31 protein-coding genes are annotated in these 26,531 nt (G+C 74.1%); 11 read left to right on the top strand and 20 right to left on the bottom strand.

The features are described 5' to 3' along the window. Positions 1-28: 28 nt before the first annotated feature. The 4 genes from HC251_RS10760 to HC251_RS10745 form a co-directional block, all read right to left on the bottom strand. Positions 29-481 carry a DUF3151 domain-containing protein gene (locus HC251_RS10760; protein ID WP_219945284.1) on the bottom strand — a complete coding sequence of 151 codons (453 nt, stop codon included), beginning with the start codon at positions 479-481 and terminating at the stop codon, positions 29-31. 132 nt (positions 482-613) lie between these two features. Beyond that, a complete protein-coding gene (locus tag HC251_RS10755; protein WP_219945283.1) occupies positions 614-808 on the bottom strand; it encodes a Flp family type IVb pilin in 195 nt (64 codons plus the stop codon). 215 nt (positions 809-1,023) lie between these two features. Then, the gene (locus tag HC251_RS10750) at positions 1,024-1,218 is read right to left on the bottom strand and encodes a Flp family type IVb pilin (RefSeq protein WP_219945283.1); all 195 of its coding nucleotides are present in this window, start codon (positions 1,216-1,218) and stop codon (positions 1,024-1,026) included. A gap of 112 nt (positions 1,219-1,330) precedes the next feature. Beyond that, positions 1,331-2,341 carry a patatin-like phospholipase family protein gene (locus HC251_RS10745; protein WP_219945282.1) on the bottom strand — a complete coding sequence of 337 codons (1,011 nt, stop codon included), beginning with the start codon at positions 2,339-2,341 and terminating at the stop codon, positions 1,331-1,333. Positions 2,342-2,397: 56 nt separating this feature from the next. Between HC251_RS10745 and HC251_RS10740 the strand changes: the two genes are divergently transcribed. Both HC251_RS10740 and HC251_RS10735 read left to right on the top strand, forming a co-directional pair. Beyond that, positions 2,398-2,991 carry a histidine phosphatase family protein gene (locus HC251_RS10740; protein ID WP_219945281.1) on the top strand — a complete coding sequence of 198 codons (594 nt, stop codon included), beginning with the start codon at positions 2,398-2,400 and terminating at the stop codon, positions 2,989-2,991. A 26-nt stretch (positions 2,992-3,017) separates the two neighbouring features. Then, positions 3,018-4,232, top strand: a complete 1,215-nt coding sequence (locus tag HC251_RS10735) for an acyl-CoA dehydrogenase family protein (RefSeq protein WP_219945280.1) — start codon at positions 3,018-3,020, stop codon at positions 4,230-4,232. 67 nt (positions 4,233-4,299) lie between these two features. Here HC251_RS10735 and HC251_RS10730 read toward each other — a convergent pair whose 3' ends face one another. After that, entirely contained in the window at positions 4,300-5,121 is an 822-nt protein-coding gene (locus tag HC251_RS10730) for a transglutaminase-like domain-containing protein (protein ID WP_219945279.1), read from the bottom strand. Positions 5,122-5,180: 59 nt separating this feature from the next. On the opposite strand from HC251_RS10730, the gene HC251_RS10725 reads away from it, so the two are divergent. After that, complete coding sequence (locus tag HC251_RS10725; RefSeq protein WP_255566680.1) at positions 5,181-5,948, top strand: glycerophosphodiester phosphodiesterase; 768 nt, start codon at positions 5,181-5,183, stop codon at positions 5,946-5,948. 53 nt (positions 5,949-6,001) lie between these two features. Here HC251_RS10725 and der read toward each other — a convergent pair whose 3' ends face one another. After that, positions 6,002-7,423: a ribosome biogenesis GTPase Der gene (der, locus tag HC251_RS10720; RefSeq protein ID WP_255566679.1), complete on the bottom strand. Its 1,422-nt coding sequence runs from the start codon at positions 7,421-7,423 to the stop codon at positions 6,002-6,004. Positions 7,424-7,435: 12 nt separating this feature from the next. Next, positions 7,436-8,917: a DUF512 domain-containing protein gene (locus HC251_RS10715; RefSeq protein WP_219945278.1), complete on the bottom strand. Its 1,482-nt coding sequence runs from the start codon at positions 8,915-8,917 to the stop codon at positions 7,436-7,438. Positions 8,918-9,225: 308 nt separating this feature from the next. On the opposite strand from HC251_RS10715, the gene eis reads away from it, so the two are divergent. Both eis and ispH read left to right on the top strand, forming a co-directional pair. Further along, positions 9,226-10,422 (top strand): enhanced intracellular survival protein Eis, encoded by a 1,197-nt coding sequence (gene eis, locus HC251_RS10710; RefSeq protein ID WP_219945277.1) that lies wholly within the window; start codon positions 9,226-9,228, stop codon positions 10,420-10,422. Between the two features lie 63 nt (positions 10,423-10,485). After that, entirely contained in the window at positions 10,486-11,517 is a 1,032-nt protein-coding gene (ispH, locus tag HC251_RS10705; RefSeq protein WP_219945276.1) for a 4-hydroxy-3-methylbut-2-enyl diphosphate reductase, read from the top strand. 29 nt (positions 11,518-11,546) lie between these two features. Here ispH and HC251_RS10700 read toward each other — a convergent pair whose 3' ends face one another. Next, positions 11,547-12,386 (bottom strand): IS5 family transposase, encoded by an 840-nt coding sequence (locus tag HC251_RS10700; RefSeq protein WP_255566721.1) that lies wholly within the window; start codon positions 12,384-12,386, stop codon positions 11,547-11,549. A gap of 174 nt (positions 12,387-12,560) precedes the next feature. On the opposite strand from HC251_RS10700, the gene HC251_RS10695 reads away from it, so the two are divergent. Genes HC251_RS10695 through HC251_RS10685 form a run of 3 tightly spaced genes read left to right on the top strand, consistent with a single transcriptional unit; the run spans position 12,561 to position 13,961 of the window. Further along, positions 12,561-13,274: a hypothetical protein gene (locus HC251_RS10695; protein ID WP_219945275.1), complete on the top strand. Its 714-nt coding sequence runs from the start codon at positions 12,561-12,563 to the stop codon at positions 13,272-13,274. After that, entirely contained in the window at positions 13,264-13,527 is a 264-nt protein-coding gene (locus HC251_RS10690) for a hypothetical protein (protein ID WP_219945274.1), read from the top strand. Before HC251_RS10695 ends, HC251_RS10690 begins: the two co-directional genes overlap by 11 nt. Before the next feature lie 26 nt (positions 13,528-13,553). Next, entirely contained in the window at positions 13,554-13,961 is a 408-nt protein-coding gene (locus HC251_RS10685; RefSeq protein ID WP_219945273.1) for a hypothetical protein, read from the top strand. A 57-nt stretch (positions 13,962-14,018) separates the two neighbouring features. Here the strand turns inward: HC251_RS10685 and HC251_RS10680 are convergent, their stop codons facing one another. After that, a complete protein-coding gene (locus tag HC251_RS10680) occupies positions 14,019-14,822 on the bottom strand; it encodes a 1-acyl-sn-glycerol-3-phosphate acyltransferase (RefSeq protein WP_219945272.1) in 804 nt (267 codons plus the stop codon). After that, positions 14,819-15,454, bottom strand: a complete 636-nt coding sequence (cmk, locus tag HC251_RS10675; RefSeq protein WP_219945271.1) for a (d)CMP kinase — start codon at positions 15,452-15,454, stop codon at positions 14,819-14,821. The genes HC251_RS10680 and cmk overlap by 4 nt, the downstream gene beginning before the upstream one ends. 73 nt (positions 15,455-15,527) lie before the next feature. On the opposite strand from cmk, the gene HC251_RS10670 reads away from it, so the two are divergent. After that, on the top strand, positions 15,528-16,373 hold the full coding sequence (locus HC251_RS10670) for a thymidylate synthase (protein WP_219945270.1): 846 nt from the start codon (positions 15,528-15,530) through the stop codon (positions 16,371-16,373). A 4-nt stretch (positions 16,374-16,377) separates the two neighbouring features. Continuing rightward, entirely contained in the window at positions 16,378-16,893 is a 516-nt protein-coding gene (locus HC251_RS10665) for a dihydrofolate reductase (RefSeq protein ID WP_219945269.1), read from the top strand. A 65-nt stretch (positions 16,894-16,958) separates the two neighbouring features. Here HC251_RS10665 and aroA read toward each other — a convergent pair whose 3' ends face one another. The 5 genes from aroA to HC251_RS10640 are packed head-to-tail and all read right to left on the bottom strand — an operon-like array spanning position 16,959 to position 20,968. Then, entirely contained in the window at positions 16,959-18,254 is a 1,296-nt protein-coding gene (gene aroA, locus HC251_RS10660; protein ID WP_219945268.1) for a 3-phosphoshikimate 1-carboxyvinyltransferase, read from the bottom strand. Position 18,255: 1 nt separating this feature from the next. After that, on the bottom strand, positions 18,256-18,624 hold the full coding sequence (aroH, locus tag HC251_RS10655; protein ID WP_219945267.1) for a chorismate mutase: 369 nt from the start codon (positions 18,622-18,624) through the stop codon (positions 18,256-18,258). Between the two features lie 55 nt (positions 18,625-18,679). Then, positions 18,680-19,429: a pseudouridine synthase gene (locus HC251_RS10650; protein ID WP_255566678.1), complete on the bottom strand. Its 750-nt coding sequence runs from the start codon at positions 19,427-19,429 to the stop codon at positions 18,680-18,682. Continuing rightward, entirely contained in the window at positions 19,413-20,168 is a 756-nt protein-coding gene (gene scpB / locus HC251_RS10645) for an SMC-Scp complex subunit ScpB (RefSeq protein ID WP_219945266.1), read from the bottom strand. The genes HC251_RS10650 and scpB overlap by 17 nt, the downstream gene beginning before the upstream one ends. Beyond that, positions 20,168-20,968 (bottom strand): ScpA family protein, encoded by an 801-nt coding sequence (locus HC251_RS10640; protein ID WP_219945265.1) that lies wholly within the window; start codon positions 20,966-20,968, stop codon positions 20,168-20,170. Before HC251_RS10640 ends, scpB begins: the two co-directional genes overlap by 1 nt. Before the next feature lie 228 nt (positions 20,969-21,196). Here HC251_RS10640 and trpS point away from each other — a divergent pair, with 228 nt between their 5' ends. Beyond that, positions 21,197-22,177 carry a tryptophan--tRNA ligase gene (gene trpS / locus HC251_RS10635; RefSeq protein ID WP_219945264.1) on the top strand — a complete coding sequence of 327 codons (981 nt, stop codon included), beginning with the start codon at positions 21,197-21,199 and terminating at the stop codon, positions 22,175-22,177. Positions 22,178-22,315: 138 nt separating this feature from the next. Here trpS and HC251_RS10630 read toward each other — a convergent pair whose 3' ends face one another. The 5 genes from HC251_RS10630 to HC251_RS10610 form a co-directional block, all read right to left on the bottom strand. Further along, complete coding sequence (locus HC251_RS10630) at positions 22,316-22,831, bottom strand: hypothetical protein (RefSeq protein WP_219945263.1); 516 nt, start codon at positions 22,829-22,831, stop codon at positions 22,316-22,318. Between the two features lie 70 nt (positions 22,832-22,901). Continuing rightward, positions 22,902-23,219 (bottom strand): TraR/DksA C4-type zinc finger protein, encoded by a 318-nt coding sequence (locus HC251_RS10625; protein WP_219945262.1) that lies wholly within the window; start codon positions 23,217-23,219, stop codon positions 22,902-22,904. A 77-nt stretch (positions 23,220-23,296) separates the two neighbouring features. Further along, a complete protein-coding gene (locus HC251_RS10620) occupies positions 23,297-24,256 on the bottom strand; it encodes a site-specific tyrosine recombinase XerD (protein WP_219945261.1) in 960 nt (319 codons plus the stop codon). After that, positions 24,253-24,822, bottom strand: a complete 570-nt coding sequence (locus HC251_RS10615) for an NUDIX domain-containing protein (protein WP_219945260.1) — start codon at positions 24,820-24,822, stop codon at positions 24,253-24,255. The genes HC251_RS10620 and HC251_RS10615 overlap by 4 nt, the downstream gene beginning before the upstream one ends. Before the next feature lie 4 nt (positions 24,823-24,826). Beyond that, positions 24,827-26,506, bottom strand: coding sequence for a CTP synthase (locus HC251_RS10610; RefSeq protein ID WP_219945259.1), 1,680 nt, complete (start codon positions 26,504-26,506; stop codon positions 24,827-24,829). Positions 26,507-26,531 lie beyond the last annotated feature (25 nt).

The raw sequence follows: 26,531 nt of genomic DNA, 5'->3' as shown, positions 1-26,531 counted from the left end.
GGGTCAGACCCACTCCGACCACTCCGACCTAGTCGAGGTCCGGCGGCGGCCACGCAGGGTCGAGCTGGCGGAGGAAGAGGGCGCAGCGCTCGGCCTCGTCGTCCTCGCCGATGCGGGCCGCCGCCCGCTCCAGGCCGTGGAGGGAGCGGAGGAAGCCGCGGTTGGTCTCGTGCTGCCAGCGCACGTAGCCGGTCCCCCGCCACCCGTTCTGGCGCAGCGTGTCCAGACCCCGGTGGTAGCCGACCCGGAAGGCGGCGTAGGCCTCGACGTCGTCCCGCCCGAGCTGGCCCAGCCGAGCCCACCCGTCGAGGAACCGCGGGAAGCGGGCCACGACGGCGGCCACCGCGGTCCGCCGCTCGTCGGGGAGCATCGTGTCGCTCCCGAGGGCGGCGGCGAGCAGGGAGCGGGCCTCCTCCGGCTCCGGTGCGAGCACGGTCTCGGGCGGTCCCGACGGGCTGAGGGAGATCGGCTGGTCGCTCATCTGGCCCGACCCTATGCCTCCTTGGCCACTCGGCCGACGCCCGGCCGGCCTGCGAGGGGGCGGACGCGGAGGAGGCGGGGCCGAAGCCCCGCCTCCTCTCGTGCCGTCAGGTGCGGCGGCTGCCGCGCTCGACTACTTGTTGATCGAGGAACCGACCTTGTTGAGCTTGTCGCTGCCGCTGGTGCCGATGAAGGTCACGGCGACGATGCAGACGACGGCGATGAGGGCCACGAGCAGCGCGTACTCGACGAGCGAGGCGCCCCGCTCGGTGTCGCCGAAGCGAGCCCGGACGTAGCTGGTGACGAAGTCCCACTGGGTGCTGAGCATCGGGGTGTTCTCCTGTTGAAGTGGTGCGCCACCCCGTTGGTCCGGGAGCGCTGTGACGGTGTGTCCCCACTCCTTCGGCACCCCCACCCCTCTCCGTGATGGGCCGAACGGCTCATCTTCCGGTCGGGCGGGTCGCCGGTGGGCGGACGCGGAGGAGGCGGGGCCGAAGCCCCGCCTCCTCTCGTGCCGTCAGGTGCGGCGGCTGCCGCGCTCGACTACTTGTTGATCGAGGAACCGACCTTGTTGAGCTTGTCGCTGCCGCTGGTGCCGATGAAGGTCACGGCGACGATGCAGACGACGGCGATGAGGGCCACGAGCAGCGCGTACTCGACGAGCGAGGCGCCCCGCTCGGTGTCGCCGAAGCGAGCCCGGACGTAGCTGGTGACGAAGTCCCACTGGGTGCTGAGCATCGGGGTGTTCTCCTGTTGAAGTGGTGCGCCACCCCGTTGGTCCGGGAGCGCTGTGACGGTGTGTCCCCACTCCTTCGGCACCCCCACCCCTCTCCGTGATGGGCCAAACGGCTCATTCCTCACGCAGCGTGCTGATCTCCTGGTCAGGGCGCCCGGCGACGACGGCGTCGGGCTCGACGGCGGGCTGGGCGCGCTCGCGCAGCAGGGCGTCGCTGGCCTGGTAGGCGCTCGACATGAGGGCCGCCGAGTGGCGGAAGTCCATGAACCGCGCCGCCGGGGCGTCGCCGGTCGGGAGCAGCACCGCCTCGACGGTGTCGGGCAGGTCGGCCATGTCCCGGCGGAAGCGGGCCCGACGGGCGATCCAGTACGCCTGCAGGGCCATGTCGAAGGGCCGCTTGGGCTCGGGCCGAGGCCGGTCGAAGCCGCCCACGTGGAGGACGTAGATGGTCGTCGCCCCCAGCTCCACGGCCCGGGTGACGGGCACGTCGTTCACGACGGCACCGTCGATGTAGCGGACGCCGTCGATCTCGACCGGCGGGAGCATGGCCGGCAGGGCGGCCGAGGCGAGCACGGGCTCCATGATCGACCCGGTCGAGAACCACACCTCCCGGGCCGCGACGACGTCGGTGGCGACGCACTGGAACGGCACCCTCAGGTCCTCGAACCGACCGTCCGGAAGGACGTCATCGATCACCTTCCGAAGCCCCTCGTTGCCGTGGATCGACACCCCGCGTCGCGCCATCTGGACGGTCGTGGGGAGCAAGCCGACGGGGAGGACGTCGCGGTCGTCGAACTCCAGCCAGAGGTCCTGGAGCCGGCCCACCATCTCCAGCGAGGGGTCGGCGGCGATGCCGGCGCCGTTCAGGGCCCCCACCGAGCAGCCCAGGACGAGGTCCGGCAGGATCCGGTGCTCGAGCAGAGCCCGCAGCATCCCGACCTGGAGGGCGCCGAGGTTCCCGCCCCCGCTCAGGACGAACGCCGTCTTGGGCCCGCTCCCCCGGCGGCGGAGCCGGTCCCGGAGGGGGGCGAGCCGGCCCGTCAGCCCGGTGAGCGCGGTCAGCGGGGCGAGGGCACCGTCGGGCCCGACCCGCTCTCGCCGGCTGCCCGCGTCCTGCCCGTCCATCGAGACCGAGGGTAGGGGCCCCGGACCACGGAGCCGCGGCCCCTACGCTCCGCGCCGTGGAGCTCCTCCTCGTCCGCCACGCCCTTCCCGTCCGCCTCGAGGGCGCGGGTGTCCCCGCCGACCCCCACCTGTCGGCCGAGGGCCGCGACCAAGCAGAGCGCCTGGCGGCGGTGTGGGCCGGCGACGTCGACGCCGTCTGGACGAGCCCGCTCCAGCGGGCCCGCGAGACCGCCGCCCCGCTGGCGGCGGCTCTGGGCGTGGAGGCGGTCGTCGACGACGACCTCGCCGAGATGGACCGCGACGCCGACGCCTACATCCCGCTCGAGGAGCTCCGGCGCGACCCCCTCGCCTGGGCCGAGGCGGTGGAGGCCTGGGTCGGACCGGAGGGCGCCGCCCTGCGGGCCGCCTTCCGGCGCCGGGTGGTGGCCGCCGTCGATCGGATCGTCGCGGCCCACCGGGGCCAGCGGGTGGCGGTCGTGTGCCACGGCGGGACCATCAACGCCGCCCTGGCCGAGGTGCTGGGGCTCGAGGAGCAGCTCTTCTTCGAGCCCGGCTACACGAGCGTGAGCCGGGTGCTGGCCGGCGCCGGCGGGGCCCGCCAGGTCCTGAGCGTGAACGAGACCTGGCACTGGGACCGCCGGGCAACTTGACCCACCGGTCAAGTAAGGTCGGGGCCATGACCGACCTGGCCGACGCCCCCGCCACCGCCCCCACCGACCCCGACGAGGCTCGGGTGCGGGAGGCGGCCGAGAAGCTCATCGCCGACCACCCGCCGGCGACCACCGACCCGGTGACCTTCCTCGGCGCCCAGTTCGACGCCGGGCTGGCCTGGGTCCACTTCGACGAGGGCTTCGGCGGCCTGGGCCTCCGCCCCAAGCTGCAGAAGGTCGTCCAGGAGGTCCTGGCCGGCACCGGGGCGCCGAGCCCCCTCGCCCGCAACCCGATCGGCCACGGCATGGGCGCCCCGACGGTGTTCGCCCACGGCTCGGAGGCCCAGAAGCAGCGCTACCTCCGCCCCCTCTTCACCGGCGAGGAGGTGTGGTGCCAGATGTTCAGCGAGCCCGGCGCCGGCAGCGACGTGGCCAGCCTGGGCACCCGGGCCGTGCGCGACGGCGACGAGTGGATCGTCAACGGCCAAAAGGTGTGGACCACCGTGGCCCACCTGTCGCGCTGGGGGATGCTCGTGGCCCGCACCGACCCCGACCAGCCCAAGCACAAGGGCCTGACCTACTTCGTGGTCGACATGCACGCCCCCGGCGTCGAGGTCCGCCCGCTCTACCAGATCACCGGCGAGGCCGAGTTCAACGAGGTGTACTTCACCGACGTCCGGGTGCCCGACGCCGAGCGCCTCGGCGACGTCGGCGACGGGTGGCGGGTCGCCATCACCACCCTCATGAACGAGCGCGTGTCCATCGGCGGCGGCATCCCGCCCAAGGGCACCGGGATCATCCAGACCGCGGTGAAGGCCTGGAAGGAGGCCGGCCGCCCGGGTGGCGCCGTCCAGGACGAGCTGATGCAGCTGTGGTCGCGGGCCGAGGTCGTGCGGCTGACCAACTGGCGGGCGTCGCAGAACCGGGCCGTGGGCACCCCCGGGCCCGAGGGCTCCATCGGCAAGTCCGCCTCGGCCGACCTCAACAAGGCCATCACCGAGTTCGCCGTCACCGTCATGGGCCCGCAGGGGATGCTGATGCCCGGCGGCTTCCCCAAGGTCCGCCCCGAGCACGCCCTCGACCTCTCGACGGCCCAGAAGGCGTTTCTCCGGTGCCGGGCCAACTCGATCGAGGGCGGCACCACCGAGATCATGAAGAACATCCTCGGCGAGCGGGTGCTCGGCCTGCCCGGCGACGTCCGCGTCGACAAGGACCGCCCCTGGACCGAGGTCCCCCGCTAGGCCCGCCGAGCTCGGTGGCAGATGTGGGGTGTTCGTCCCACATCTGCCACCGGGTCCGCTCGTCCGTTCAGTTGAGGCGGGCCCGCCAGCGCTCGGCCTTGCCCCGGAGGGCCTCGGGGTCCATGCCGACCCCGCCGGCGTCGGCCAGCGCCTCGAGCTCGGACGCGGCCCGGTCGAAGGCCCCGCTGCGGGCCAGGGCGGCGGCGAGGGCCCCCTTCTCCGACACCGGCACGCCGGGCACCAGGCTGCGCAGGCCGAGGGCGACGGCCTCGTCCCGGTGGCGGGAGTCGGCCCGGTAGCGGTTGGCCAGGTTGGCCAGGATCCGCGCCACGACGGCCCGAGGGCCGATGGGCCGCAGGTGGGCGTCGTCCCACGGCACGGCGTCACCGTGCACCTGGGCGAGCAGGGCGCGGGCGTCGGGAGGGTCGAGGTGGGCCCGACGGTGGAACGGGTCGGCCAGGTGCCGGGGCGGGACGGTGCCATCGCTCACCAGGACGTGGCCGGGCATCCCCACGACGTGAGCCTCGACGCCGACCCGGCGGGCCACCTCGACGGTGAGGACGGCCAGCAGGATCGGCAGGCCCCGCCGTCGGCGGACGACGTCGGGGAGCAGCGATCCGCTCGGCGAGCCGTAGTCGGACGGCTCACCGCCGACGCCGAGGCGGGCGAGGTGGGCGACGACGTCCTCGACGGTCGACGCGACCAGGCCCTTGGCCAGCTCGTCGAGGCCGCCGCGCACGGCGACGAGGTCGGTGGCGTCGCCGTCGGCCCCCACGGCGAAGTGGGCCGCCAGGACCGTGCACACCTCGTCGAGCGCGAGGGGCTCGGGTCCGGGGCGGACGAGGGCGGCGAAGCGCGCCGTCAGCTCCGCCGGGTGCTCGCCGTCCACAGCCCGAGAGTCTGCCCGGCGCGTCGCCGGCGCGCCGCGTGGGCCTAAGGTCGACCTCCGTGGGGTCGACCTGGGGGTTCCTCGAGCACGCCGGGCCGCTGGCCTTCGCCCACCGGGGCGCCCACCGCGCCGAGGGCCCCGGCGAGAACACCCTGGCCGCGTTCGCCGCCGCCGTGGACCTCGGCTACCGGTACCTCGAGACCGACGTCCACCTCACCGCCGACGGTGTGGTCGTGGCCTTCCACGACGACCACCTCGACCGGGTCACGGACCGTGCCGGCGCCATCTCCGACCTCTCGTGGGCCGAGGTCCAGCGGGCCCGGGTCGGTCCCGACGGCGACCCCGTCCCCCGGCTCGACGAGATCCTGTCCACCTGGCCCGACGTGCGGGTGAACATCGACCCCAAGCACGATCGGGTGGTCGACGCCCTCGCCGAGGTGATCGAGGCCCAAGGCGCCGTCGACCGCGTCTGCTGCGGCTCCTTCAGCGACAAGCGCCTGGCCCGCCTGCGGACGCTGCTCGGCCCCTCGCTGTGCACCTCGCTGGGACCGCGGGGCACGGCCAAGCTCGCCGCCGCGGCCAAGGGGGCGCCCGTCCGCTCGCTCGTGGCCCCGTGCGCCCAGGTGCCACAGGACATCAAGGGCCGCCGCCTCGTCACCCCCCGCTTCGTCGAGACGGCGCACCGCCTCGGCGTCCAGGTCCACGTGTGGACCATCGACGACCCGGCCGAGATGACCGCGCTGCTCGACATGGGCGTCGACGGCCTCATGACCGACCAGGCCGAGACCCTGAAGCAGGTCCTGACCGACCGCGGCGAGTGGGTCTGAGACGCCGAGCCTGCGACATCCCCGCCGGGGCACCTGGTCGGAGGCGCGAGCGGCTAGCTGCGGCGGCGGACGCGGATCTTGATGGCGGTCTGGCCCATGTCGAACGCGGTGCGCAGGCTGCGCTCGAGGTAGCGCACGTAGCTCGCCGGCAGGTCCTTGTTGGTGAAGAACGTGAACGTGGGCGGATCGGTGGCGCCCTGGGTCGCGTAGAGGACCTTGGCCCCGTGGGGGCCGGGTTGGGCGGCCTGGGCCTTGGCCAGGACCTCGTTGACCTTCCGGGTCGGCACCCGGCGGCGGTACTGGGAGATCGTCCCCGCCAGGGCGGGCAGGAGCTTGTGGGTGCCCTGGCCGGTGGCGGCGCTGATCTTGAGCACGGGCGCCTCGCCCACGAACGCCATCTTGCGCCCCACGTCCTCGGTGACCTTCTCCCGCTGCTCGGCGTCCAGCAGCTCCCACTTGTTGAGGCACACGATCACCGGGCAGCCGGCGGCGTCGATGCGCTCGGCCAGCCTCTGGTCCTGGTGGGTGATGCCCTCGGTGGCGTCGATCACCAGCAGGGCCACGTCGGCCAGGTCGACCGCCTGGAGGGCCCGGACCAGCGAGTAGTACTCGGTGCCGTCGTCGATCTTGGACTTGCGGCGCATGCCGGCGGTGTCGACGAAGCGGATGGGCCCGGCGTCGGTCTCGACGAGGGTGTCGATCGTGTCGCGGGTGGTGCCGGGCATGTCGTGGACGACGGCCCGGTCCTCGCCCGTCAGCCGGTTGAACAGCGTGGACTTGCCGACGTTGGGCCGGCCGGCGATGGCCACCGAGACCTCCCGTGCGTCGCCCTCGGCCGGAGGCGGCCCGGGCTCGTCGTCGGCGGGGCCCTCGGGCAGGACGGCGACGAGCTCGTCGAGCATGTCGCCCGTCCCGCGGCCGTGGAGGGCGCTGATCGGGTGGGGGTCGCCGAGCCCCAGGCGCAGCAGCTCCCAGATCAGGTGCTCCCGGTTGGGCCCGTCGACCTTGTTGGCGATGACGAGGACCGGCGCCTCCGCGCCCCGGAGGATCTGGGCGACGCGGTCGTCGTCGTCGGTGAGCCCGACGGTGGCGTCGACCACGAGGAGGATGGCGTCGGCGTCGCGGATGGCCTGCTCGCTCTGGGCGCTCACCTTGTCGTCGAGGGCCGAGCCGTGGGCCATCCAGCCGCCGGTGTCGACGAGGATGAACTCGCGCCCGTTCCAGTCGGCGGCGACCTCCTTGCGGTCGCGGGTGACCCCCGGGTGCTCCTCGACGATGGCGGCCCGCCGACCGATGATCCGGTTCACGAGCGTCGACTTGCCCACGTTGGGGCGCCCGACGATGGCGACCAGCGGCAGCCCGGGCCGGACGGGGACCTCGGCGGTGCCGACGGTGGGGTCGACCGGGTCGTCGAGCCCCATCCGCTCGGCCCGGGTGGGCCGGGCGTCGGCGTCGGGCGTGGTGAAGTCGGTCATGGTGAACAGCTCTCATCGGGACGCGCCGGCCAGGGCGGGGGCGGTCAGGGCCCGCCGCAGGGCGGCACCGTCGGTGGGGACGACCTCGACGGCGCGGGGCAGGTCCTCGGGCGTGGTGCCGTCGAGGAACCGGCCGCCCGACAGGCAGACGTCGGGCAGGAGGTAGCGGTGGCCGGCGGGCTCGGCGGCGAGCGTCCGGGCCAGGTCCTCGCCCACCATCAGGCCGGTGACGGCGACGTTGCCGCCGAAGTACCGGTTCTCGACCGGGACGGCGCGCACGTCGGTGCGACCGGTCTCGGCGAGGAGGGGGGCCACGACGCGGGCGCCGTAGGGGCTGGTCAGCACGCCGACGGGGGCGTCGGGGCGGGGCCGCGTCGGGCGGAGCGAGACCGCCGTCGCCGGAGGTGAGGCGGGGGCGGCCGCGGGCTCGGGGCCGACCTCGCCGCAGCGGACGGCCCGGTACCCCTCGGCCGGGGCACCCAGGTCGCCGGCCGCCTCGTAGCGCGTGGTCCTCCCGGTCTCGGCGGCGTCGGCCCAGGAGAAGAAGCCGTCCTTGACGCCACCGGTCCCCTCGAGCTCGCCGCGGAACTCGGCCTCGAAGGTGCGGGCCATGCCGATGCCGTCCTCGTGCATGGCGAAGCCCTCGTAGGCGTCGGGCTCGGGGAAGGGGCGGTCGGCGAGCAGGTAGTACTCGTCGGCGGCGAACACGAGGCGCCGGCCGAGGACCCGCAGGAAGCGCTCCTGGGCGGCGTGGACGACGTCGACGACGGTGGCGGCCTCGGCCGGCGTGGTCGGGCGCATCCGGGGCTCGGGGTTGTGGCGGCTCACCCCGAGCGGCACGACGCACAGCGAGGCCAGCTCGGGGTAGCGGTCGAGGACGCCGGCGAGGGTGTCGGCCAGCACGGGTCCGTCGTTCACCCCGGGGCAGCACACGACCTGGCCGTGGACCTCGACGCCGTGGTCGAGCAGGGCCCGCAGCCAGCGCAGGCTGGTGGCGCCCCGCCGGTTGCGCAGCATCGCGGCCCGCACCTCGGGATCGGTGGCGTGGATGCTGACGTTGAGGGGGCTGATGCCCTCGGTGACGACCCGCTCGAGGTCGGCCTCGGTGAAGCGGGTGAGGGTGGTGAAGTTCCCGTAGAGGAAGCTCAGCCGGTAGTCGTCGTCCTTGAGGTAGAGGCTCTTCCGCATCCCCGGCGGCAGCTGGTAGATGAAGCAGAACTCGCAGTGGTTGTCGCACGTGCGGACCTGGTCGAACAGCGACGAGTGAACCTCGATCCCGAGCGGCTCCCCCGCCGCCTTGGGCACCTCGACGGTCAGCTCCAGGCCTCCCCGGCGGACGTCGAGCACCGGGTCGGCCTCGTCGGTGAGCCAGCGCCACTCGATCACGTCGCGGGGCGCCTCGCCGTCGACCGCGATCACCTCGTCGTCGACGACGACGCCGGCCCGGTGGGCCGGCGATCCGGGCGCGACGGCGACAACGCGGGGCGAGGACATGACCGCACAAGTGTACGAGGGAGCGACGAGATCCCCGCGGCCCGGATCCTCGTGCGACGCCGGCTCGATCGACCCACCCCGTTCTGAGCCAGGAACCGGCCACCCACGGCTCGCTGCTGGCCCAGAACGGAACCCGGCCCGACCCACCCCGTTCTGAGCCAGGAACCGGCCACCCACGGCTCGCTCCTGGCCCAGAACGGAACCCGGCCCGACCCACCTCGTTCTGAGCCAGGGACCGGCCACCCACGGCTCGTTCCTGGCTCAGAACCGGACCTCGTCCCGGGGGTCCGCATCGGTACGGTGCGCCCGTGGCCGACACCGCAGCGCTGGAGATCCGCACGCTCGACCCGGGGGACCTCGATCAGGTCGCCGACCTCGGCGCCCACTCCTTCGGCGGCCCTCGCCTCGAGCTGACGGTCGAGGACCGGGCCGCCGCGCTGGAGGACACCGTGGCCGCCTACCGCGGCCGCCGCCTGGTCGGCACCACCGCCGTCTACCGCTACCAGCAGTGGTTCGGGGGGCGTGCCGTGCCCTGCAGCGGCATCGCCGGGGTGATGGTCGCCCCCGACCAGCGGGGCTCGGGGCTGGCCCGCCGGATGCTGGCCGAGGCGGCGGCCGCCGGACGGGAGCGGGGGGAGCCCATCAGCGCGCTGTACCCGACCACAGCGTCGCTCTACCGCAGCGTCGGCTACGAGATCGCCGGGTGGTGGGCCCAGCGGGCCGTCGCCGTCGCCGACCTGCCCCGCCCGACCGGCGAGGTGGCGTGGGAGCCGATCGACCCCGCCGACCCCGCCGTGGCCGAGGTGGCCGCGGCGTGCGCCGCCGGTCGCGACGGGTGGATCGTGCCGCCCGACCGGTGGTGGCGGTCGTGGGCCCGGCGCCGCACGGCATCGGGCACGGTCACCTGGACGTGGGTGGGCCGGCGTGCCGGCTCCCCGGTGGCGGTGGTGTCCTACGGCCACCAGAAGGGCGAGCGGGCGCTGTTCGACCTCGACGCCGCTCTCGTCGTGGGCGTCGACGGACCCGGCCTGACCGATGCCCTGGCCTTCTTCGGTGCCAACGGGACCACCGGCGACCGGGTCCGCACCACCCTCCCCGGCGCCCTCCTCGCCCGGCACGTGCCCCAGGCGTCCCGCATCCCCACCCTCGAGGACTGGCCGTGGATGCTGCGGATCCTCGACCTGCCCGGCGCCGTGGCCGCCCGGGGCTGGCCCGCCGGCCTCGACCTCGAGGTCCACCTGAGCGTCACCGCGCCGTCGCAGGTCCCCGACGACCCCGTCAGTGGTGACTGGGTGCTGCGGGTCGCCGACGGCGCGGCCACGTGCGCGCCGGGCGGCTCCGGAGCGGTCGAGATCGCCGGCACCGACCTGGCCGCCCTCTACTCGGGCCACCTCGACCCGGCCCAGCTCCTCACCGAGGGGCGTCTCGGCGGGGCGACCGAGGCCCAGGTCAGCGGTCTGCGCGCCGCCTTCGCCGGCTCCCCCACCCTCCCCCAGTTCTTCTAGCCCTCGGGCGATCGCCGACCGGTGCCTGGCACCGGTCGGCGGGTCCGCTCGTAGGCTGGGCCCATGGACGTCGACCGGGTGCTGATCGCCGAGCCGCGGGGCTTCTGCGCCGGCGTCGAGATGGCGATCAAGGCGCTGGCCTGGATGGTGCGGGCCTTCGAGCCGCCGGTGTACTGCTACCACGAGATCGTCCACAACAAGCTGGTGGTCGATCGCTTCCGCGACCAGGGCGTGGTGTTCGTCGACGACATCGCCGAGGTGCCGCCGGGTCGGCCGGTGATGCTGTCGGCCCACGGCTCGGCCCCCGAGGTCGTGGCCGCCGCCCGCCAGAGCGGGGGCTACGTCGTCGACGCCGTGTGCCCGCTGGTGACCAAGGTCCACCACGAGGTGAAGGTCCGGGCCGGCAAGGGCTACCAGATCGTCTACGTGGGCCACGAGGGCCACGAGGAGGCCGTCGGCACGATGGCCGTCGCCCCCGCCAACATCCACCGGGTCGAGACGCTCGAGGAGGTGGCCGCCCTCCCCGCCTTCGAGGAGCCGGTGGCGATGCTGGCCCAGACCACGCTCAGCCACCGCGACTGGTCGGGGCTGCGCGACGCCACGGTGGAGCGGTTCCCGGACATGTGGGTCCCGGGCCGCAGCGACCTCTGCTTCGCCACGACCAACCGCCAGACCGCCCTGCTGGAGATGGCCCCCCGCTGCGATGCCATCGTCGTCATCGGGTCGTCGAACTCGTCCAACACCATGGCCCTGGCCAAGCTGGCCGCCGAGGCCGGGTGCCCCCGGGTCTTCCGGGTCAACAGCGCCGACGAGCTGCCCGACGACCTCACCGGCACCGTCGGCATCACCGCCGGGGCGTCGGCCTACGAGGAGCTCGTCGACGCCGTCATCGAGCGCCTCGGCCACACCAAGGCGACGGCCGAGGCGGTGCGGGTCACCGAGGAGGACGAGTACTTCCCCCCGCCCCGCAACCTGCGGGACCTGGTCGCCGCCATCGACGTGGTCGCCACCTTGACCCTCGGCGGCTCGCTGCCCGACCGCCCCCCGGCCGACGACCGGGGCCTGCCCGCCAGCGACGTCCTCTCCACCCTGTAGGAGCCGCGCCACGGATGGTGCCTGGAGGCTCAGCGGATAGGTCGGTAGTGCTGGTTGCGGTGGTCGATCAGCTTGGCGGTGATGAGGAACGCGATGGCTAGGCAGAGGGCGGCGTGGCGGTGTTCTGTGCGGCGGTCGGTGTTGCGGCGGAGCTGTCCGTAGTTGGTGAGCCAGGAGTGGGTGCGTTCGACGGTCCATCGTTTGCCGAAGCCGACCAAGGCCACGGCGCCTTGGCCGGGCTTGTTGCGCCACAGGGCGTTGAACTCGGAGATGTCGTAGCCGGCGAGACGGTCGGGAAGCGATGGGTAGCCGTACCCGCGGTCGAGGTGGAGGGTGCCGATGGCTCGGGCGGTGGGCCCGGTGGTCACGACATCAAGGGTGGGCTCGAGCATGCGGTAGTCGTTGCGGTTGCCGCCGTCGAGGGCCCAGCCCAACGGGATGCCGGCGGCCTCCACCGCGGTACTCCACTTCCAGGCCAGACGACCCTTGTTACCTGGGGCGATGCCGGTTCCTTCGCCTCCGCAGGGGGCGGGGTGGTGGCTGCCGTCGATGACCACGTCGGTGGTGTCGAGACCGATGACCTTGTCATAGGCGCGCAGCGCTTGGGCCATGAGCCGGTTGAACACACCGGCCCGAACCCATTCGTCGCGGCGGGCGCGCAGGGTGGTGTCGGAGACCTCGTGGTGAAGCAAGAACTCGACGGTCTCCCACGCCACTCCGGTGACGAGGCGGATCATCAGGCCCCGGAAGATCACCCGGTCTGGGACCCGGCGCCGGCCACCACCTTGGCGACGCTTCGGTGCTGGAGGCACCAGCCATTCGACCGTGACGAACACAGCGTCGCTGACTTCAGGATCGAGCGCGCGCATCATGGACTCGACCTCCCCTGGTCTGGTTGTTGGGCGCACTCGCTATGAAACGCGAGCCACCACCCCGACCAGGGGATGGTCACCAAACCGCGCGGCCTCCTGGCACCATCCGTGCTCTCGGGGGATGACCGCCGGCGCGGCAGGGATCCACGACGGCGCCCCGAACCTCTCGGGGTGACCGCGGCCACGTCTCCCTCCGCCGATCCCCGGCCGGTCACGGCCGACGACCCTCCTCCCGCCGTCGCCCGGCCGGCGGGCTGGGCCGCCATCCGGTCCCGGCTCCCGGCCGAGGAGCTGCCCGGGATCGTGACCATCGTCGTCCTGGTCGGGCTGGTGGCGACGGTCGTCGTCGGGTGGGCGGCCCCGACGACCGCCATCACGCTGGCGGTCATCGCCCTCGGTGCCCGGGCCGTGGTCGACGCCCGGTCCGGACAGCTGCCGACCGGCGCCGTCGTCGTGGCCGGCGTGCTCGTCGTCGTGCTCGCCGCCTGCTGGTGGTCAGGCACCGACCTCGACCAGCGACCCCGGTGGACCACCGAGCGGCCCACCGAGGGCCTGGCGTCCTACGAGATGGCCGCCGGGAGCCTCACCATCGACCTGACCGAGAGCCCGCGGCCGATGGGTGTCACGGCCAAGGTGGGCGTGGGCCGGGTGATCGTCAAGGTCCCCGACGCCGACGTGCGCGCCGGGGTGGTGGACATCCAGGCCCGAGTCGCCGGGGGGTGGGCCAGCGTGCCGATCCCCCGCGACGACGAGATCCGGCCCATCGGGCGCGACGCCGGCCCCGCCCTCATGGACGACGTGGCGACCCGGCCGGGCCCCGCCCCGACGGTGGTCGTCCGGCTCGACGTCGGCATCGGCAACGTGGAGGTGCACCGTGTCCGTTGATCGCCGGGGGTGGAACCGGGGCTGGGACGTCAAGGGCGCCGCCGTCGGGCTGTTCCTCGTGGGCGCCGGCATCGTGCTGCTGCGCCGGGACGAGGCCGCCTTCGACGCCCTGCCGGCGCTGGCCGTCGTCGGCGCCGTGGCCTGCGTGGCCCTCGCCGTCGCCGTGGCCCGCCTCGACGGCGCCGTCGGCGACCTGGTGAGCAAGGAGCTCACCCGGCCGCGGGTGCGCCGGCGGGGCGGGACTCTGACCTGACGGTCGCCATCGCCCATGATCGGGCGATGCTCCCGATCACGATCGACACGGTCCGGCTGACCCTCCACGTCCTGGCCGCGTGCGTCTGGGTGGGCGGGCAGGTCGTCCTGGCCGGCCTGGTGCCCACCCTCCGGGGCATGGGCGACGACGCCGCCCGCACGGTCGCCCGGGCGTTCGGGCGCCTCGCCTGGCCGGCCTACGGGGTGCTCGTGCTCACGGGCATCTGGAACCTGCTGGAGGTCGACGTGGGCGACCGGACCACCGCCTACCACGTGACCCTGGGCGTGAAGCTGCTCGTCGTGGCCGCGTCCGGCGTCAGCGCCGGCGTCCACGCCACGACCCGCACCCGCTCGGTCCTCGCCGCCACCGGCGCCGTCGCCGGCCTCACCGCCCTCACCGCCGTCCTCCTCGGCGTCCAGCTGGCGCGGGGCTGACGACGTCTCGGTCACTCGCTTCGCCGAGAGAGCGCCAGCGAACGAGTGACTGAGACATCAGTTGGGGGTGCCGGCGCGGCGCTGGGCCTCGTCGAAGAGGGCCTGGACGTGGCCCTTGAGCTCGGCGGTCTGGGCCCGGACCGACGCCCGCCGGGCCTTGGCCCCCTCGATCTGCGGGGCCGGGAGGGGCTCGCCGACGACGACGACGACCTTCACCGGGCGGATGTACTTGGCCCCCTTGGGCATCGCCCGGTCGGAGCCACCGATGCCCACGGGGACGATGGGGACCCCGGTGCGGGCCTGGACGAAGGCGGGCCCGTCGAACAGCTCCTCGACGACCGGCCCCTCCTGGCGGGTGCCCTCGGGGAACATCACCAGGGGCTCGCCCAGCTCGATCACGGCCTGGCAGGCGTGCAGGGCCTCCCGGTCGGCCGTGCCCCGAGCCACGGGGATCCCGCCCAGGGCCGACCACAGCCGCCCGAAGCCGGGCACCCAGAGGGTGTCCTTGGCCAGGAAGCGCTGACGGCGGCGGGCGCACCCGGCAGCCAGCAGGAAGTCGATGTTCGACCGGTGGACCGGCGCCAGGATGAACGGCCCGTCGGTGGGGACGTGCTCGAGGCCCCGGTACTCGACGCGGAGCCACACCCGGGCGAAGGCGACCAGGGCGCCGCGGATGACCCCGTACAGGAGCCGCTCGCCGAACCCCGGCGGGTCGAGGCGGATGACGGCACCGCTGCGACGCTCGGCCCGGGCCAGCGCCCGCCGTTCCCGGCGGGTGGTCCCGGCGTCGGCGGCGGTGGCACCGACGTCGCCGTCGGTCGGGACGACGGGCTCGGCCGGACCGGCCGGCTCGCTGCTCACCCGCCGACCTTGGTGACGAGGGCCTCGACCACCTCGTCGATGGTGAGGTCGCTGGTGTCGACCACCAGGGCGCCCTCGGCCTCGGCCAGCGGCGAGGTCTCCCGTCCCTGGTCGAGGGCGTCGCGGCGGGCCAGGTCGGTGGCGACCGCCTCGTAGGAGAGGTCGGCCACCTCCTTGGACCGGCGGTCGGCCCGAACCTCGGGGCGGGCGGTCAGGTACACCTTGAGCTGGGCGTCGGGGAACACCACGGTGCCGATGTCGCGGCCCTCGAGCACCCCGCCCCCCCGCTCGGCGGCCCACTCCCGCTGCCGGCGGACCAGGTCGGCCCGGACGTCGGGGTTGGCGGCCACCAGCGAGACGGCCCGGGTCACCTCGGGGCCCCGGATCTCGATGGTCGCGTCGACGCCGTCGACGGTCACCGTGTCGAGGCCGACGTCGAGCTCGACCTCGCGCACGATGCGGGCCACGTCGGCCGCGTCGGCGGGGTCGATCCCCCGCCGGAGGGCGGCGAAGGTGACCCCGCGGTACATGGCCCCGGTGTCGAGGTACTGGAGCCCCAGGCGGCTCGCCAGCCGGCGGGCGATGGTGGACTTCCCGGACCCGGCCGGACCGTCGATGGCGATGATCCTCACGAAGGGAGGACCGTAGTGGTCGGCGCGCCCGGGGTCCCTCCCGGGCCCGGCCGCGGCCGTAGGATCGGGGGTCGTGCGCCAGTACCTCGACCTCCTCGACGCCGTGCTGCACGAGGGGGAGGACCGCCCCGACCGCACCGGCGTGGGCACCCGCTCCCTGTTCGGGTGGCAGTCCCGCTACGACCTCGCCGACGGGTTCCCGCTGCTCACGACCAAGAAGGTGCACCTCCGCTCGATCGTGGTCGAGCTGCTGTGGTTCCTCCAGGGCCGCACCGACAACGGCTGGCTCAACGAGCGGGGCGTGACGATCTGGGACGAGTGGGCCACCGCCGAGCAGGCGGCGCGCTTCGGCCGGGCCGAGGGCGACCTGGGTCCCGTCTACGGCCACCAGTGGCGGAACTTCGGGGCGACCGTCCGCCCCGACGGGACCTTCGCGGACGACGGCGTCGACCAGATCGCCCGCGTCGTCGATCGGATCCGCACCGACCCGACGTCGCGCCGGCTGATCGTGAGCGGCTGGCACCCGGCCGAGTCCGAGGCCGTCACCCTCCCGCCGTGCCACACCCTGTTCCAGTTCTACGTCACCGGCGACGGGCGGCTGTCGTGCCAGCTCTACCAGCGCTCGGCCGACGTGTTCCTGGGGGTGCCGTTCAACATCGCGTCCTACGCCCTGCTGACCCACATGGTCGCCCACGTGACCGGCCTGCGCCCGGGCGTGTTCGTCCACACCTTCGGCGACGTGCACCTCTACGCCAACCACCACCAGCAGGCCCTGACCCAGCTGGGCCGCAGGCCGGGCCCGCTCCCCCGCCTCACCCTCGACCCCGCCGTCACCGAGATCGACGGCTTCAGCCTCGAGAGCATCGTGATCTCGGGCTACGACCCGGCGCCGGCCCTGCCCGCCCCGGTCGCCGTCTGACGGCGTGGACGAGCCGGCGAGCGGCCCGGGCGGGACGAGCATCGTCGTCGCCGTCGCCCGCGACGGGGCCATCGGCCGCGACGGTGGCCTCCCGTGGCACGCGGCCGAGGACATGGCCCACTTCAAGCGGGTCACCATGGGCCACACCCTGGTCATGGGCCGCCTGACCTGGGAGTCGATCGGCCGCCCGCTGCCGGGTCGGCGGATCGTGGTCGTGTCCCGGTCACCGCTCCCCGACCTGCCGACCACCGTGACCGCCGCCGGGTCACCCGACGAGGGCCTGGCGGTGGCCCTCGACACCGACCCCGATCCGGTGGTGGCCGGGGGGGCGACGCTCTACGACGCCCTCCTCCCGCTCGTGGCCCGGGTCCACCGCACCACCATCGCCCTCGACGTCCCCGACGCCGACACCTGGTTCCCCGCCCTCCCGACCACCGACTGGCAGCTGGTGAGCCGCCGGCCCGGCGTCGACGAGCGCCTCACCTTCGACGTCCTCGACCGCATCGTCCCCCTCGGCTGATCACCCCGACGCGTTCCTGCGTCACCGACAGGAGAACCTCCCGCGGGTGACGCAGGAGGTGGGGGTCACGGGCGGAGACGGTCGAGGTCGGCCCAGAACCCGGGGTGGGTCTTGCCGACGACCGTCGGGTCGCTGATCGAGATGCCGGGGACGACCAGGCCGACCAGGGCGAACGACATGGCCGTGCGGTGGTCGTCGTAGGTCTCGATGACGGCGCCGTGGGGGTCGACCCCCTCCGGGCGACCGCCGGGCCACACGACGAAGCCGTCGTCGGTCTCGTCGGCGGCGACGCCGATCCGCCGCAGCTCGGCCACCGAGGCGGCGATGCGATCGGTCTCCTTGCCCCGGATGAAGCCGACGCCCGCGACCTCGACGGGCCCGTCGGCGAAGGCAGCCAGCACGGCGACGGTGGGCGCCATGTCCGAGAAGGCGGTGAGGTCGAACGTCCGGCCGCCGGTCAGCCGCCCTCGGGCCGGCCCGGTGACGGTCACGTCGCGACCCGACCACGACACCGTGCAGCCCATGGCCCCCAGCACGTCGACCAGCTCGACGTCCGCCTGCAGGTCGGCGGTGGGTAGGGCGGGGACCGTCACCGTGCCCCCCGTGACGGCCGCGGCGGCGAGGAGGTAGGCCGCGGTGGCGGCGTCGGCGGGCACGTCGAAGTCCGAGGCCCGGTAGCCCCCGCCCCGGGTCGCGAACCCGGCCGCGGTCGCCTCGGCGACGACCCCGAACGCCTCCATCACCTGGGTGGTCATGGCGACGTAGGGAGCCGAGACGAGGCGGTCGGTCCCGAGCTCGACCGTGAGCCCGCCGATCCGGGCACCACCTGCGAGCAGCAGCCCGGAGGTGTACTGGCTGGAGATCGTGCCCGGCACCGCGACCCGGTCCCCGGCGATCGGCCCGGCCACCGTGAGCGGGAGGTGGCCAGGCTCGCCGTGCTCGTCGACCGTGACACCGAGGCCCCGCAGGGCGTCGACCAGGTCGCCCATGGGGCGGGCCCGCATGGGTGGCAGGGCGTCGATCCGCACCGGGCCGTCGGCGAGGGCGGCCACGGCCGTGACGAACCGGGACGTGGTCCCCGACAGCCGGGTGAAGACCTCGGTGCGGCCCTGGGGCCGGCCGGCGACGCCGACGACGGTGACGTCGGTGCCCGCGACGGTGACGGTCGCGCCGAGCGCCCGGAGGCAGTCGATCATGGCCTCGCTGTCGTCGCTCAGGCCGGCGCCCCGGAGCACCGAGGTGCCCTCGGCCAGGGCCGCGGCCACCAGGGCGCGGTTGGTGACGCTGCGCCCGCCCGGGACCCGCACCTCGACACCGGCCGGCGGTGCCGCCAGCGGCGTGATCGGCCGCGGGTCGTCCACCTCAGTCGGGCAGGTCGTCGCGGAGGCCGCGGGCGCCCTCGAGGTAGACGTGGTGCAGCTCGTCGCGGGTGCGCTCGGTGGTGAGGTGGACCATGACCCGGATGCACATGGGCGTGCCCCCCTCGATCGACAGCTCGCGGGCGCAGATCAGGGGCACGTCGCCCAGCCCGCTCTTGCGGGCGGCGGTCGCCGGGAACGTGCTGACCACGTCCTCGGTGGCGGTGAAGAGGATGCTGATGAGGTCCTCGTGGTCGACGCCGTTGCGCTCGATCAGGGTGTCGAGCAGGGCGACGACGCGTTCCTCGATGTGGTCGGGGGTGTCGACGTCGACGGTCGTGGCGCCCCGGAGGGCTCGCACCGCAGGGGCCATCCGTCGACCCTACCGAAGCGGTCCCCCGGGCCCCGCCATCGCGACCCCGACCGGGTCACCCCTCGTCGGTGGCGGACTCGGCGGCGGCCCGCTCCAGGGCGCGGACCTCGGCCTGGGTGAGCTCCCGCCACGCCCCGGGGGCCAGTAAGTGGTCGGTGACGGGGCCGATGCGGGTGCGCACCAGCCGGCGCACGGGGTGGCCCACCGCCTCGCACATGCGGCGGACCTGGCGGTTGCGGCCCTCGTGGATCACGATCCGCAGGACCGACGGGCCGACGGTGCCGACGGTGGCGGGGGCGGTGAGGCCGTCGTCGAGCTCGACGCCCTCGCGCAGCCGGCGCAGGGCCCCCCGCCCGGGCGTCCCCTCGACCTCGGCCAGGTACTCCTTCTCGACGCCGAACGACGGGTGCGTCAGCCGGTGGGTGAGGTCGCCGTCGTTGGTGAGCAGCAGGAGGCCCTCGGTGTCGAGGTCGAGACGGCCGACCGGGAACACGCGCGGGGTCTCCGGGACCAGGTCGACCACGACGGGCCGGCCCTGGGGGTCGTCGGCGGTGGTGACGACCCCCGTCGGCTTGTTGAGCAGGTAGTACACCGACCCCGGCCGGATCCCGATGGGCACGCCGTCGACCTCGACCACCGAGACCTCGGGGTCGACCCGGTCACCCAGCATCGCCTCCTCGCCGTCGATGGTGACCCGGCCGTCGGCGATCAGCTCCTCGCAGGCCCGCCGGCTGCCCATGCCCGCCTGGGCCAGGACCTTCTGCAGCCGGATGCGGCCCTGGTCGGGGTCAGACGCCTCCGGCATCGGGGTCCTCCCAGTCCTGGGCGTCGCCCAGGGCGGTGAGGTCGACGTCCTCGGCCGCCTCGGGTCCCGTCGGATCGGTGGCGGCCTCGTCGTCGGGCTCGGGGGGGTCGTCCGGGGCGGGGTCGTCCGGGGCGGGGTCGTCGTCGGGGGTGACCCGTAGGCTGTGCTCGAGGGCCTCGACCACGTCGGCGCCGGGCACGAACGAGGCGATCGACGGCAGGTCCTCGAGCGAGTCGAGCCCCAGCCGCTCGAGGAACAGCGGGGTGGTGCCGTAGAGGACCGCCTGGCCGGGTCCGGGGTCGCGGGCGACCTCGGCGACGAGGCCGCGGTGGGTGAGGGTGCGCATCACGCCGTCGACGTTGACGCCCCGGATCGACGCCACCTGGGCCCGGGAGAGGGGCTGCTTGTAGGCCACGATGGCGAGGGTCTCCAGCGCCGCGCTCGACAGCCGGGCCGACTGGCCCTCGAGGACGTAGCGCTCGACGTAGGGGGAGGCCTCGGGGTGGCTCTGGAACCGGTAGCCGCCGGCGACCCGCACCAGGACGAAGCCGCGCTGCTGGGCCTCGTACTCGGCGGCCAGGGCGGCGCAGGCCTGCTCGACCCGCTCGACGGAGATCTCGAGCAGCTGGGCCAGCATCTGCGGCTCGACCGGGTCGGGGGCCACCAGCACGATGGCCTCGAGGGCGCGACGGGTCTCGACGGGCAGGTCGGCCGGGGCCCCGGCCGGGAGGTCGGCCATCAGCCCTCGTAGTCGTCGACGCTGCGGGCGGCGCCGGCGAGCACGCTGCCCCGCTCGTCGTCGTCCTCGGCGCCGCCGGTCCAGGTGATGCGGATGTCGCCGAAGAGCTCGGCCTGGTCGAGGTCGACCAGGCCCTGCTTGCACAGCTCGAGCACGGCGAGGAACCGGAGCACGACCTCGAGCCGCTCGACCAGCGAGGCCGTCAGGGCCCGGAAGCCGATGGTGCCCACCCGGGGCAGCTCGTCGACGAGCTCGGCGACGGCGTCGGCGACCGAGAGGCGGATCGGGGCGACGTGCTCGAGGTCGACCCGGGGCACGGGCCGGGGGGCCGTCGCCCGCAGGAAGGCCGAGCGCAGGTCGTCGGGGGTGACGCCGTCGAGGCAGTCGGGGGTGAGGTCGAGGAACCGGTCCTCGGGCCCGGCCCGGCGGGCCCACGAGCGGGCGGCGGTGTCGGCGAGCCCGGCCAGGACGTGGGAGGCGTCCTTGAACGTCTTGCAGTCGAGCAGCCGGGCGAGGAGCAGGTCTCGCTCCTCCCAGAGGGCCAGCTCGTCGTCGAGGTCGACCTCGGCGTCGCCGGGGAGGAGGCGGCGGGCCTTGAGCTCGACCAACGTGGCCGCGATGAGCAGGAACTCGGTGGCGATCTCGAGGTCGAGGCCGTCGAGCTTGTCGAGCTCGGCCAGGTAGGCCTCGACCAACCCCGACAGCGAGACCTCGTACAGGTCGACCTGCTCGCGGAGGATCAGGTGCAGCAGGAGGTCGAAGGGCCCGTCGTAGACGGGGGTCTGCACCTGGTAGGTCATCGCCGCAGATCATATGACACCGGTGTGGTTTGCCGCACCCCCTCCCTCCCGCGCGGCGGCGCGGCGGCCCACGCCCTGGTCAGCGGTCTGCCCCGTGCCGGAGCACGGCGTTCAGGGCGACGAGGAGCTCCGCCGGTGCCGTCGCGGCCGCCGGCCCGACGCTGGCCCGCTGCGAGGTCGAGCAACGGAGGCTGGTGCTCCGGGCGTCGGCCCCTACGCTCGCCGCCCATGACCCGTGTCTTCTCCGGCATGCAGCCGACCGGCGACGTCCACCTCGGCAACCTGCTGGGGGCGCTGCAGCGCTGGGTCCACGACCAGCACACGACCGACGCCATCCACTGCGTGGTCGACCTCCACGCCCTCACCGTCCCCCAGGACCCGGCCGCCCTGCGCGACGCCACGCTGCGGCTCTCCCAGATGTTCCTGGCCGTCGGCCTCGACCCGGATGTCTGCACGGTGTTCGTCCAGAGCCACGTGGCCGAGCACAGCGGGCTCGCCTGGCTGATGGAGTGCACCGCCTCGATCGGCGAGCTCCAGCGCATGACCCAGTTCAAGGACAAGGGCGGCCGGGCCTCGTTCGTCTCCGGCGGGCTGCTGACCTACCCCGCCCTCATGGCCGCCGACATCCTCCTCTACGACACCGACGAGGTACCCGTCGGCGACGACCAGCGCCAGCACGTGGAGCTGGCCCGTGACCTGGCCGAGCGGTTCAACTCCCGCTACGGGCCGACGTTCACCGTCCCCCGGGCGACGTTCCCGAAGGCCGGCGCCCGGGTGATGGACCTCCAGGACCCGACCTCGAAGATGTCGAAGTCGGCGGCCACGGCGTCGGGGACGATCCTGGTGCTCGATGAGCCCAAGGTCGTCGAGCGGAAGATCAAGCGGGCCGTGACCGACACGGAGTCCGAGGTCCGCTTCGACGTCGCGGCCAAGCCGGGCGTCTCCAACCTCTTGTCGATCCTGGGCGGGGCCACCGGTCGCACCCCGGAGGAGGCGGCCGCCGGCTACACCCAGTACGGCCCGCTCAAGGCCGACACGGCTGCTGCCGTGGTCGCCCTGCTCGAGCCCATCCAGGCCCGGTTCCGCGAGCTGGAGGCCGACCCGGCCGAGACCCAGCGCCTGCTCGCCGTCGGGGCCGCCAAGGCCCGGGGGACGGCCGCCGCCACCCTGGCCCGGGCCCGGGAGCACATCGGCCTGCTCGACGCCTGACCTCGGGTGGCCCGGCCACCGCCGTTCCGACACCGCTGCCGGCCAGGCGTGTCGCCTGGCGCGAACAGGACCGAGGCCGGCGACGGAGATCGTTCGGGCGCCCTTGACCCTGGACCGCTCGGGCACTGCGTGGCGTGCTCAGGCGTCGTCGGCGGCGCGGAGGGGGTCGAGGAGGGCGGCCGGGGCGGTGCGGTCGGCGGGGTCGACGGACCACTCCCGCACGAGGGTGACCGTCAGCGGGTCGGACCCGGCCAGGGCCAGGAGGTCCGCGCCCAGCTCCTCGTGGAGGAGGTACAGACCGATGCGGCGGGTGATGCCGCGGGTCTGGGACCAGGCGTGGGCGGTGCCCCGACCGGCGGCCTTGGCCGAGAGCGTGGCCATCACCCGGCCGTAGGTGCCCAGGTCGGCCTCGACCTTGCCCACGTCGTGGAGCAGGGCGGCGGCCATGACGGGGCGGGTGGCGGCGTCGCCGAGGGCGGCCTGGGCCCGCCGGGCGACGCCGACGGCGTGGCGCCGGTCGGCGCGGCTCATGCGACCCCACAGCTCGGCCTCGGCGGGCTGGAGGTGGCTCGCCACCCACACGGCCTCGTCCTCGGACAGCCGGCGCGGGGCCAGCGAGCCGAGGAACCGCCTGACCAGGTGCCCCGCGCTCATCCCATGAACCTACGGCAGGGCGCGCTGGACGGCGGTCACCGACGTCGCGTCGGCGAGCCGGCGCCGCGGTTCAGGCGTGGTCGATGCAGAAGCGGGTGGCGGGCATGGCCTCGAGCCGGCCGGCGTCGATGGGCTCGCCGTCGGCCTCGCACAGGCCGTAGGTGCCGGCGTCCATCTTCTCCAGGGCGTGCTCGACCTCGGCCAGCTGGTCGCCCAGGGCGCCGGCCAGGACCCGGCCCTCGCCCAGCTCGGCGGCCACCTGGCCGGAGTCGGCGTGGTTCTCGTCGAAGTCGCTCTCGCCGGGGAGGCCGGCGATCTGCTGCCGCAGCTGGTCGCGGTCGGCCTCCAGCGCGGCGCGGAGCTCGGTGAGCAGGTCGGCGGTCAGCATCTCGTCAGGGTAGTCGGCCACCCGGCCGGATCCCGAGGGCGATGGCAGGCGACGTCACACCCGGCCGGTCCTCCGCCTCAGGCGCGGGCCCGGGGGTGGGCGTCGCGGTACACCTGCCAGAGGCGCTCCTGGGAGACCAGGGTGTAGATCTGCGTGGTGCTCACCGACGAGTGGCCGAGCAGCTCCTGCACGGTGCGGACGTCGGCGCCGTGGTCGAGCATGTGGGTGGCGCACGAGTGCCGCAGGACGTGCGGGCTGAGCTGGTCGGCCAGCCCCACCTGCTCGCCGTACTTGCGCACCACGCCCCAGGCGCCCTGCCGGGTCAGCCGGCCTCCCCGCCGGTTGAGCAGGAGGGCCTCGGCATCGCCCCGGCGGGCCCACTGCTTCGGGGTCAGGGCGTCGCGGCCCCCGGGGGCGAGCCAGTCCAGGACGGCCCGCCGGGCCACCCGTCCGAGGGGCACGATGCGCTCCTTGGCCCCCTTGCCGAAGGCCCGGACGAGGGCGTCGTCGGTGTCGACGTCGGCCAGCGACAGCCCGACCAGCTCGGAGATGCGCAGCCCGGTGCCGTAGAGGACCTCGAGGATCACCCGGTCGCGCCGGGCCACGGGGTCGTCCCCCACCACGGCGTCGAGGAGGCGGGTCACGTCGGCCTCCGACAGCGCCTTGGGGAGGTTGCGAGGGACCTTGGGCACGGCGACCTCCGACGCCGGGTCGACGGTGACGGTGCCCTCCCGCACCAGGAACCGGTGCAGGCTGCGGACGACCACCACGGCCCGCTTCACCGTCGACTCCTTGCGCCCCTGGGCCTTCAGGTGCTCGACGTAGGCGGTGATGTCCTCCTCCCCCACCTGGCGCAGGGCCAGGCCCCGCTCGGCCAGCCAGGCGCAGTACCCCCGGAGGTCCGTCCGGTAGGCCGCCAGGGTCGATGCCGAGCGGCCCTTCTCGACCCGCAGCCAGCCCAGCAGCTCCTCGGCCTCGAGCGGCAGGGCGACGAAGGTGCCCCGCGTCGGGTCGTCGCCGCCGGGCGGCGAGGTCACGGCCCCAGCCCGAGGCGCTCCCGCGCCGCCAGCAGGCCGATGATCGTCTTGCCGTCGGTGAGCGTCCCGTCGGCCACGAGGCGGGGGACGTCGCGCAGCGAGAGCCGCTCGACGGTCATGTGCTCCTCCTCCGGTCCCTGGAGGTCCTGGCCCACCTCGGTGAGCCCCGTCCCCAGGTAGATCGTGACCGTGTGGTCGCTGATCCCGGCGGCGACGTGGGCGTGGGCGAGGAGCGTGACCTCGTCGGCGGTGCACCCGACCTCCTCGACCAGCTCCCGCCGGGCGCAGTCGGCCGGCTCCTCGCCCTCGACGTCGAGGAGCCCGGCCGGGATCTCGAGCAGCAGGGCGTCCAGCGGGCCCCGGTACTGGCGGACGAGCAGGACGGTCTCGCCGTCGTCGAGGAGGGGCACGACCGCCACCGCACCCTGGGTGCGGACCACGTCGCGGGTGAAGGTCGATCCGTCGGGGGCGGCGAAGGTGGCCCGCACGACGCGCATGCGCCGGCCGCCGGAGTAGACGACCTCGTCCCCCAGGTGCCGGAAGCCCCCGGTGGGGTCCCCCGCCACCCCGCTAGGCCGAGGCCGGTGTCGCCGCTGCGGCGGCGACGGCGGCCGCGTCGACCGCGTCGGCGTCGAACAGGTGCGGGTTGCGCCCCTCGGCCCGGTCGAGGGCGGCGCCGACCAGCTCCCGGAACAGCGGGGCGGCCCGGTTGGGTCGGCTCTTGAGCTCGGGGTGGGCCTGGGTGGCCACCCAGAACGGGTGGTCGTCGAGCTCGACGAACTCGACCAGGCGGTGGTCGGGCGACTCGCCCGACAGGCGGAGGGTGGTGCCCTCGAAGTGGTGCCGGAGGCGCGGGTTGAACTCGTAGCGGTGCCGGTGGCGCTCGGAGACGACGGTGCGGCCGTAGATCTCGGCCACCTTGGAGCCCGGCTGCAGCTCGGCCACGTAGGCCCCGAGGCGCATCGTCCCGCCCTTGTCGGTGACGTCGCGCTGGTCGTCCATCAGGTCGATCACCGGGTACGGGGTGGCGGGGTCGAGCTCGCGGCTGTTGGCCCCGGCCAGGCCGAGCACGTTGCGGGCGTAGTCGACGACCATCATCTGGAGCCCGAGGCACAGGCCCAGGCACGGGATCCCGTTCTCGCGCGAGAAGCGCGCCGCCGCGACCTTGCCCTCGGTGCCCCGCTCGCCGAAGCCGCCGGGGATCACCATGCCGTCGAGGTCGGCCAGGCGGCTGCTGGCCAGCAGGCCCTCGACCTCCTCGGCCTGGATCCAGTCGATCTCGACGCGGGCCCCGTGGTGGAAGCCGCCGTGGCGGGTGGCCTCGACGACGGACAGGTAGGCGTCGGGGAGGCTGACGTACTTGCCGATGATGCCGATGCGCACCGAGCGCTCGGCCCGCTCGATCTTGTCGACGAGGGCCTGCCACTCGGTCAGGTCGGGCTCGCCGGCGTCGAGGCGCAGGACCTGGCAGACCTCGGCGTCGAAGCCCTCGTCGTGGAGGATGAGCGGGACCTCGTAGAGGTTCCCGGCGTCAGCGGCGTTGACCACCCCGGAGGGCTGCACGTCGCACAGCGAGGAGATCTTGCGCTTGAGGCCCTCGCCGATGGGCGACTCGCTGCGGCAGACGATCACGTCGGGCTGGATGCCCCGGCTGCGCAGCTCGGTCACCGAGTGCTGGGTGGGCTTGGTCTTCTGCTCCCCCGACGGCCCGATGAACGGGACCAGGGTGACGTGGATGTAGCAGACGTTGTCGCGGCCCACGTCGAGGCGGAACTGCCGGATGGCCTCGAGGAACGGGAGGATCTCGATGTCGCCGACGGTGCCGCCGATCTCGGTGATCACGACGTCGACGTCCTCGGCGACCAGGGCGCGGATCCGGCGCTTGATCTCGTCGGTGATGTGGGGGATCACCTGGACGGTGCGGCCGAGGTAGTCACCCCGCCGCTCCTGGGCCAGGACCGAGGAGTAGATCGACCCGGTGGTGGCGTTGCTCGCCCGCGACAGGTTCTCGTCGATGAAGCGCTCGTAGTGCCCGAGGTCGAGGTCGGTCTCGCCCCCGTCGTCGGTGACGAACACCTCCCCGTGCTCGAACGGGTTCATCGTCCCGGGGTCGACGTTGATGTAGGGGTCGAGCTTCTGCATCGTGACCCGGAGACCCCGGGCCTTGAGGAGACGCCCCAGCGACGAGGCGCTGATGCCCTTGCCCAGCGACGAGGCCACGCCGCCGGTGACGAAGACGTGCTTCGTCATGAGTTTCCTGCCGTGATGACCACGG

The organism is Iamia sp. SCSIO 61187, from assembly GCF_019443745.1.
GTDB lineage: Bacteria > Actinomycetota > Acidimicrobiia > Acidimicrobiales > Iamiaceae > Iamia.
This window is presented reverse-complemented; position numbering and strand designations above follow the sequence as displayed.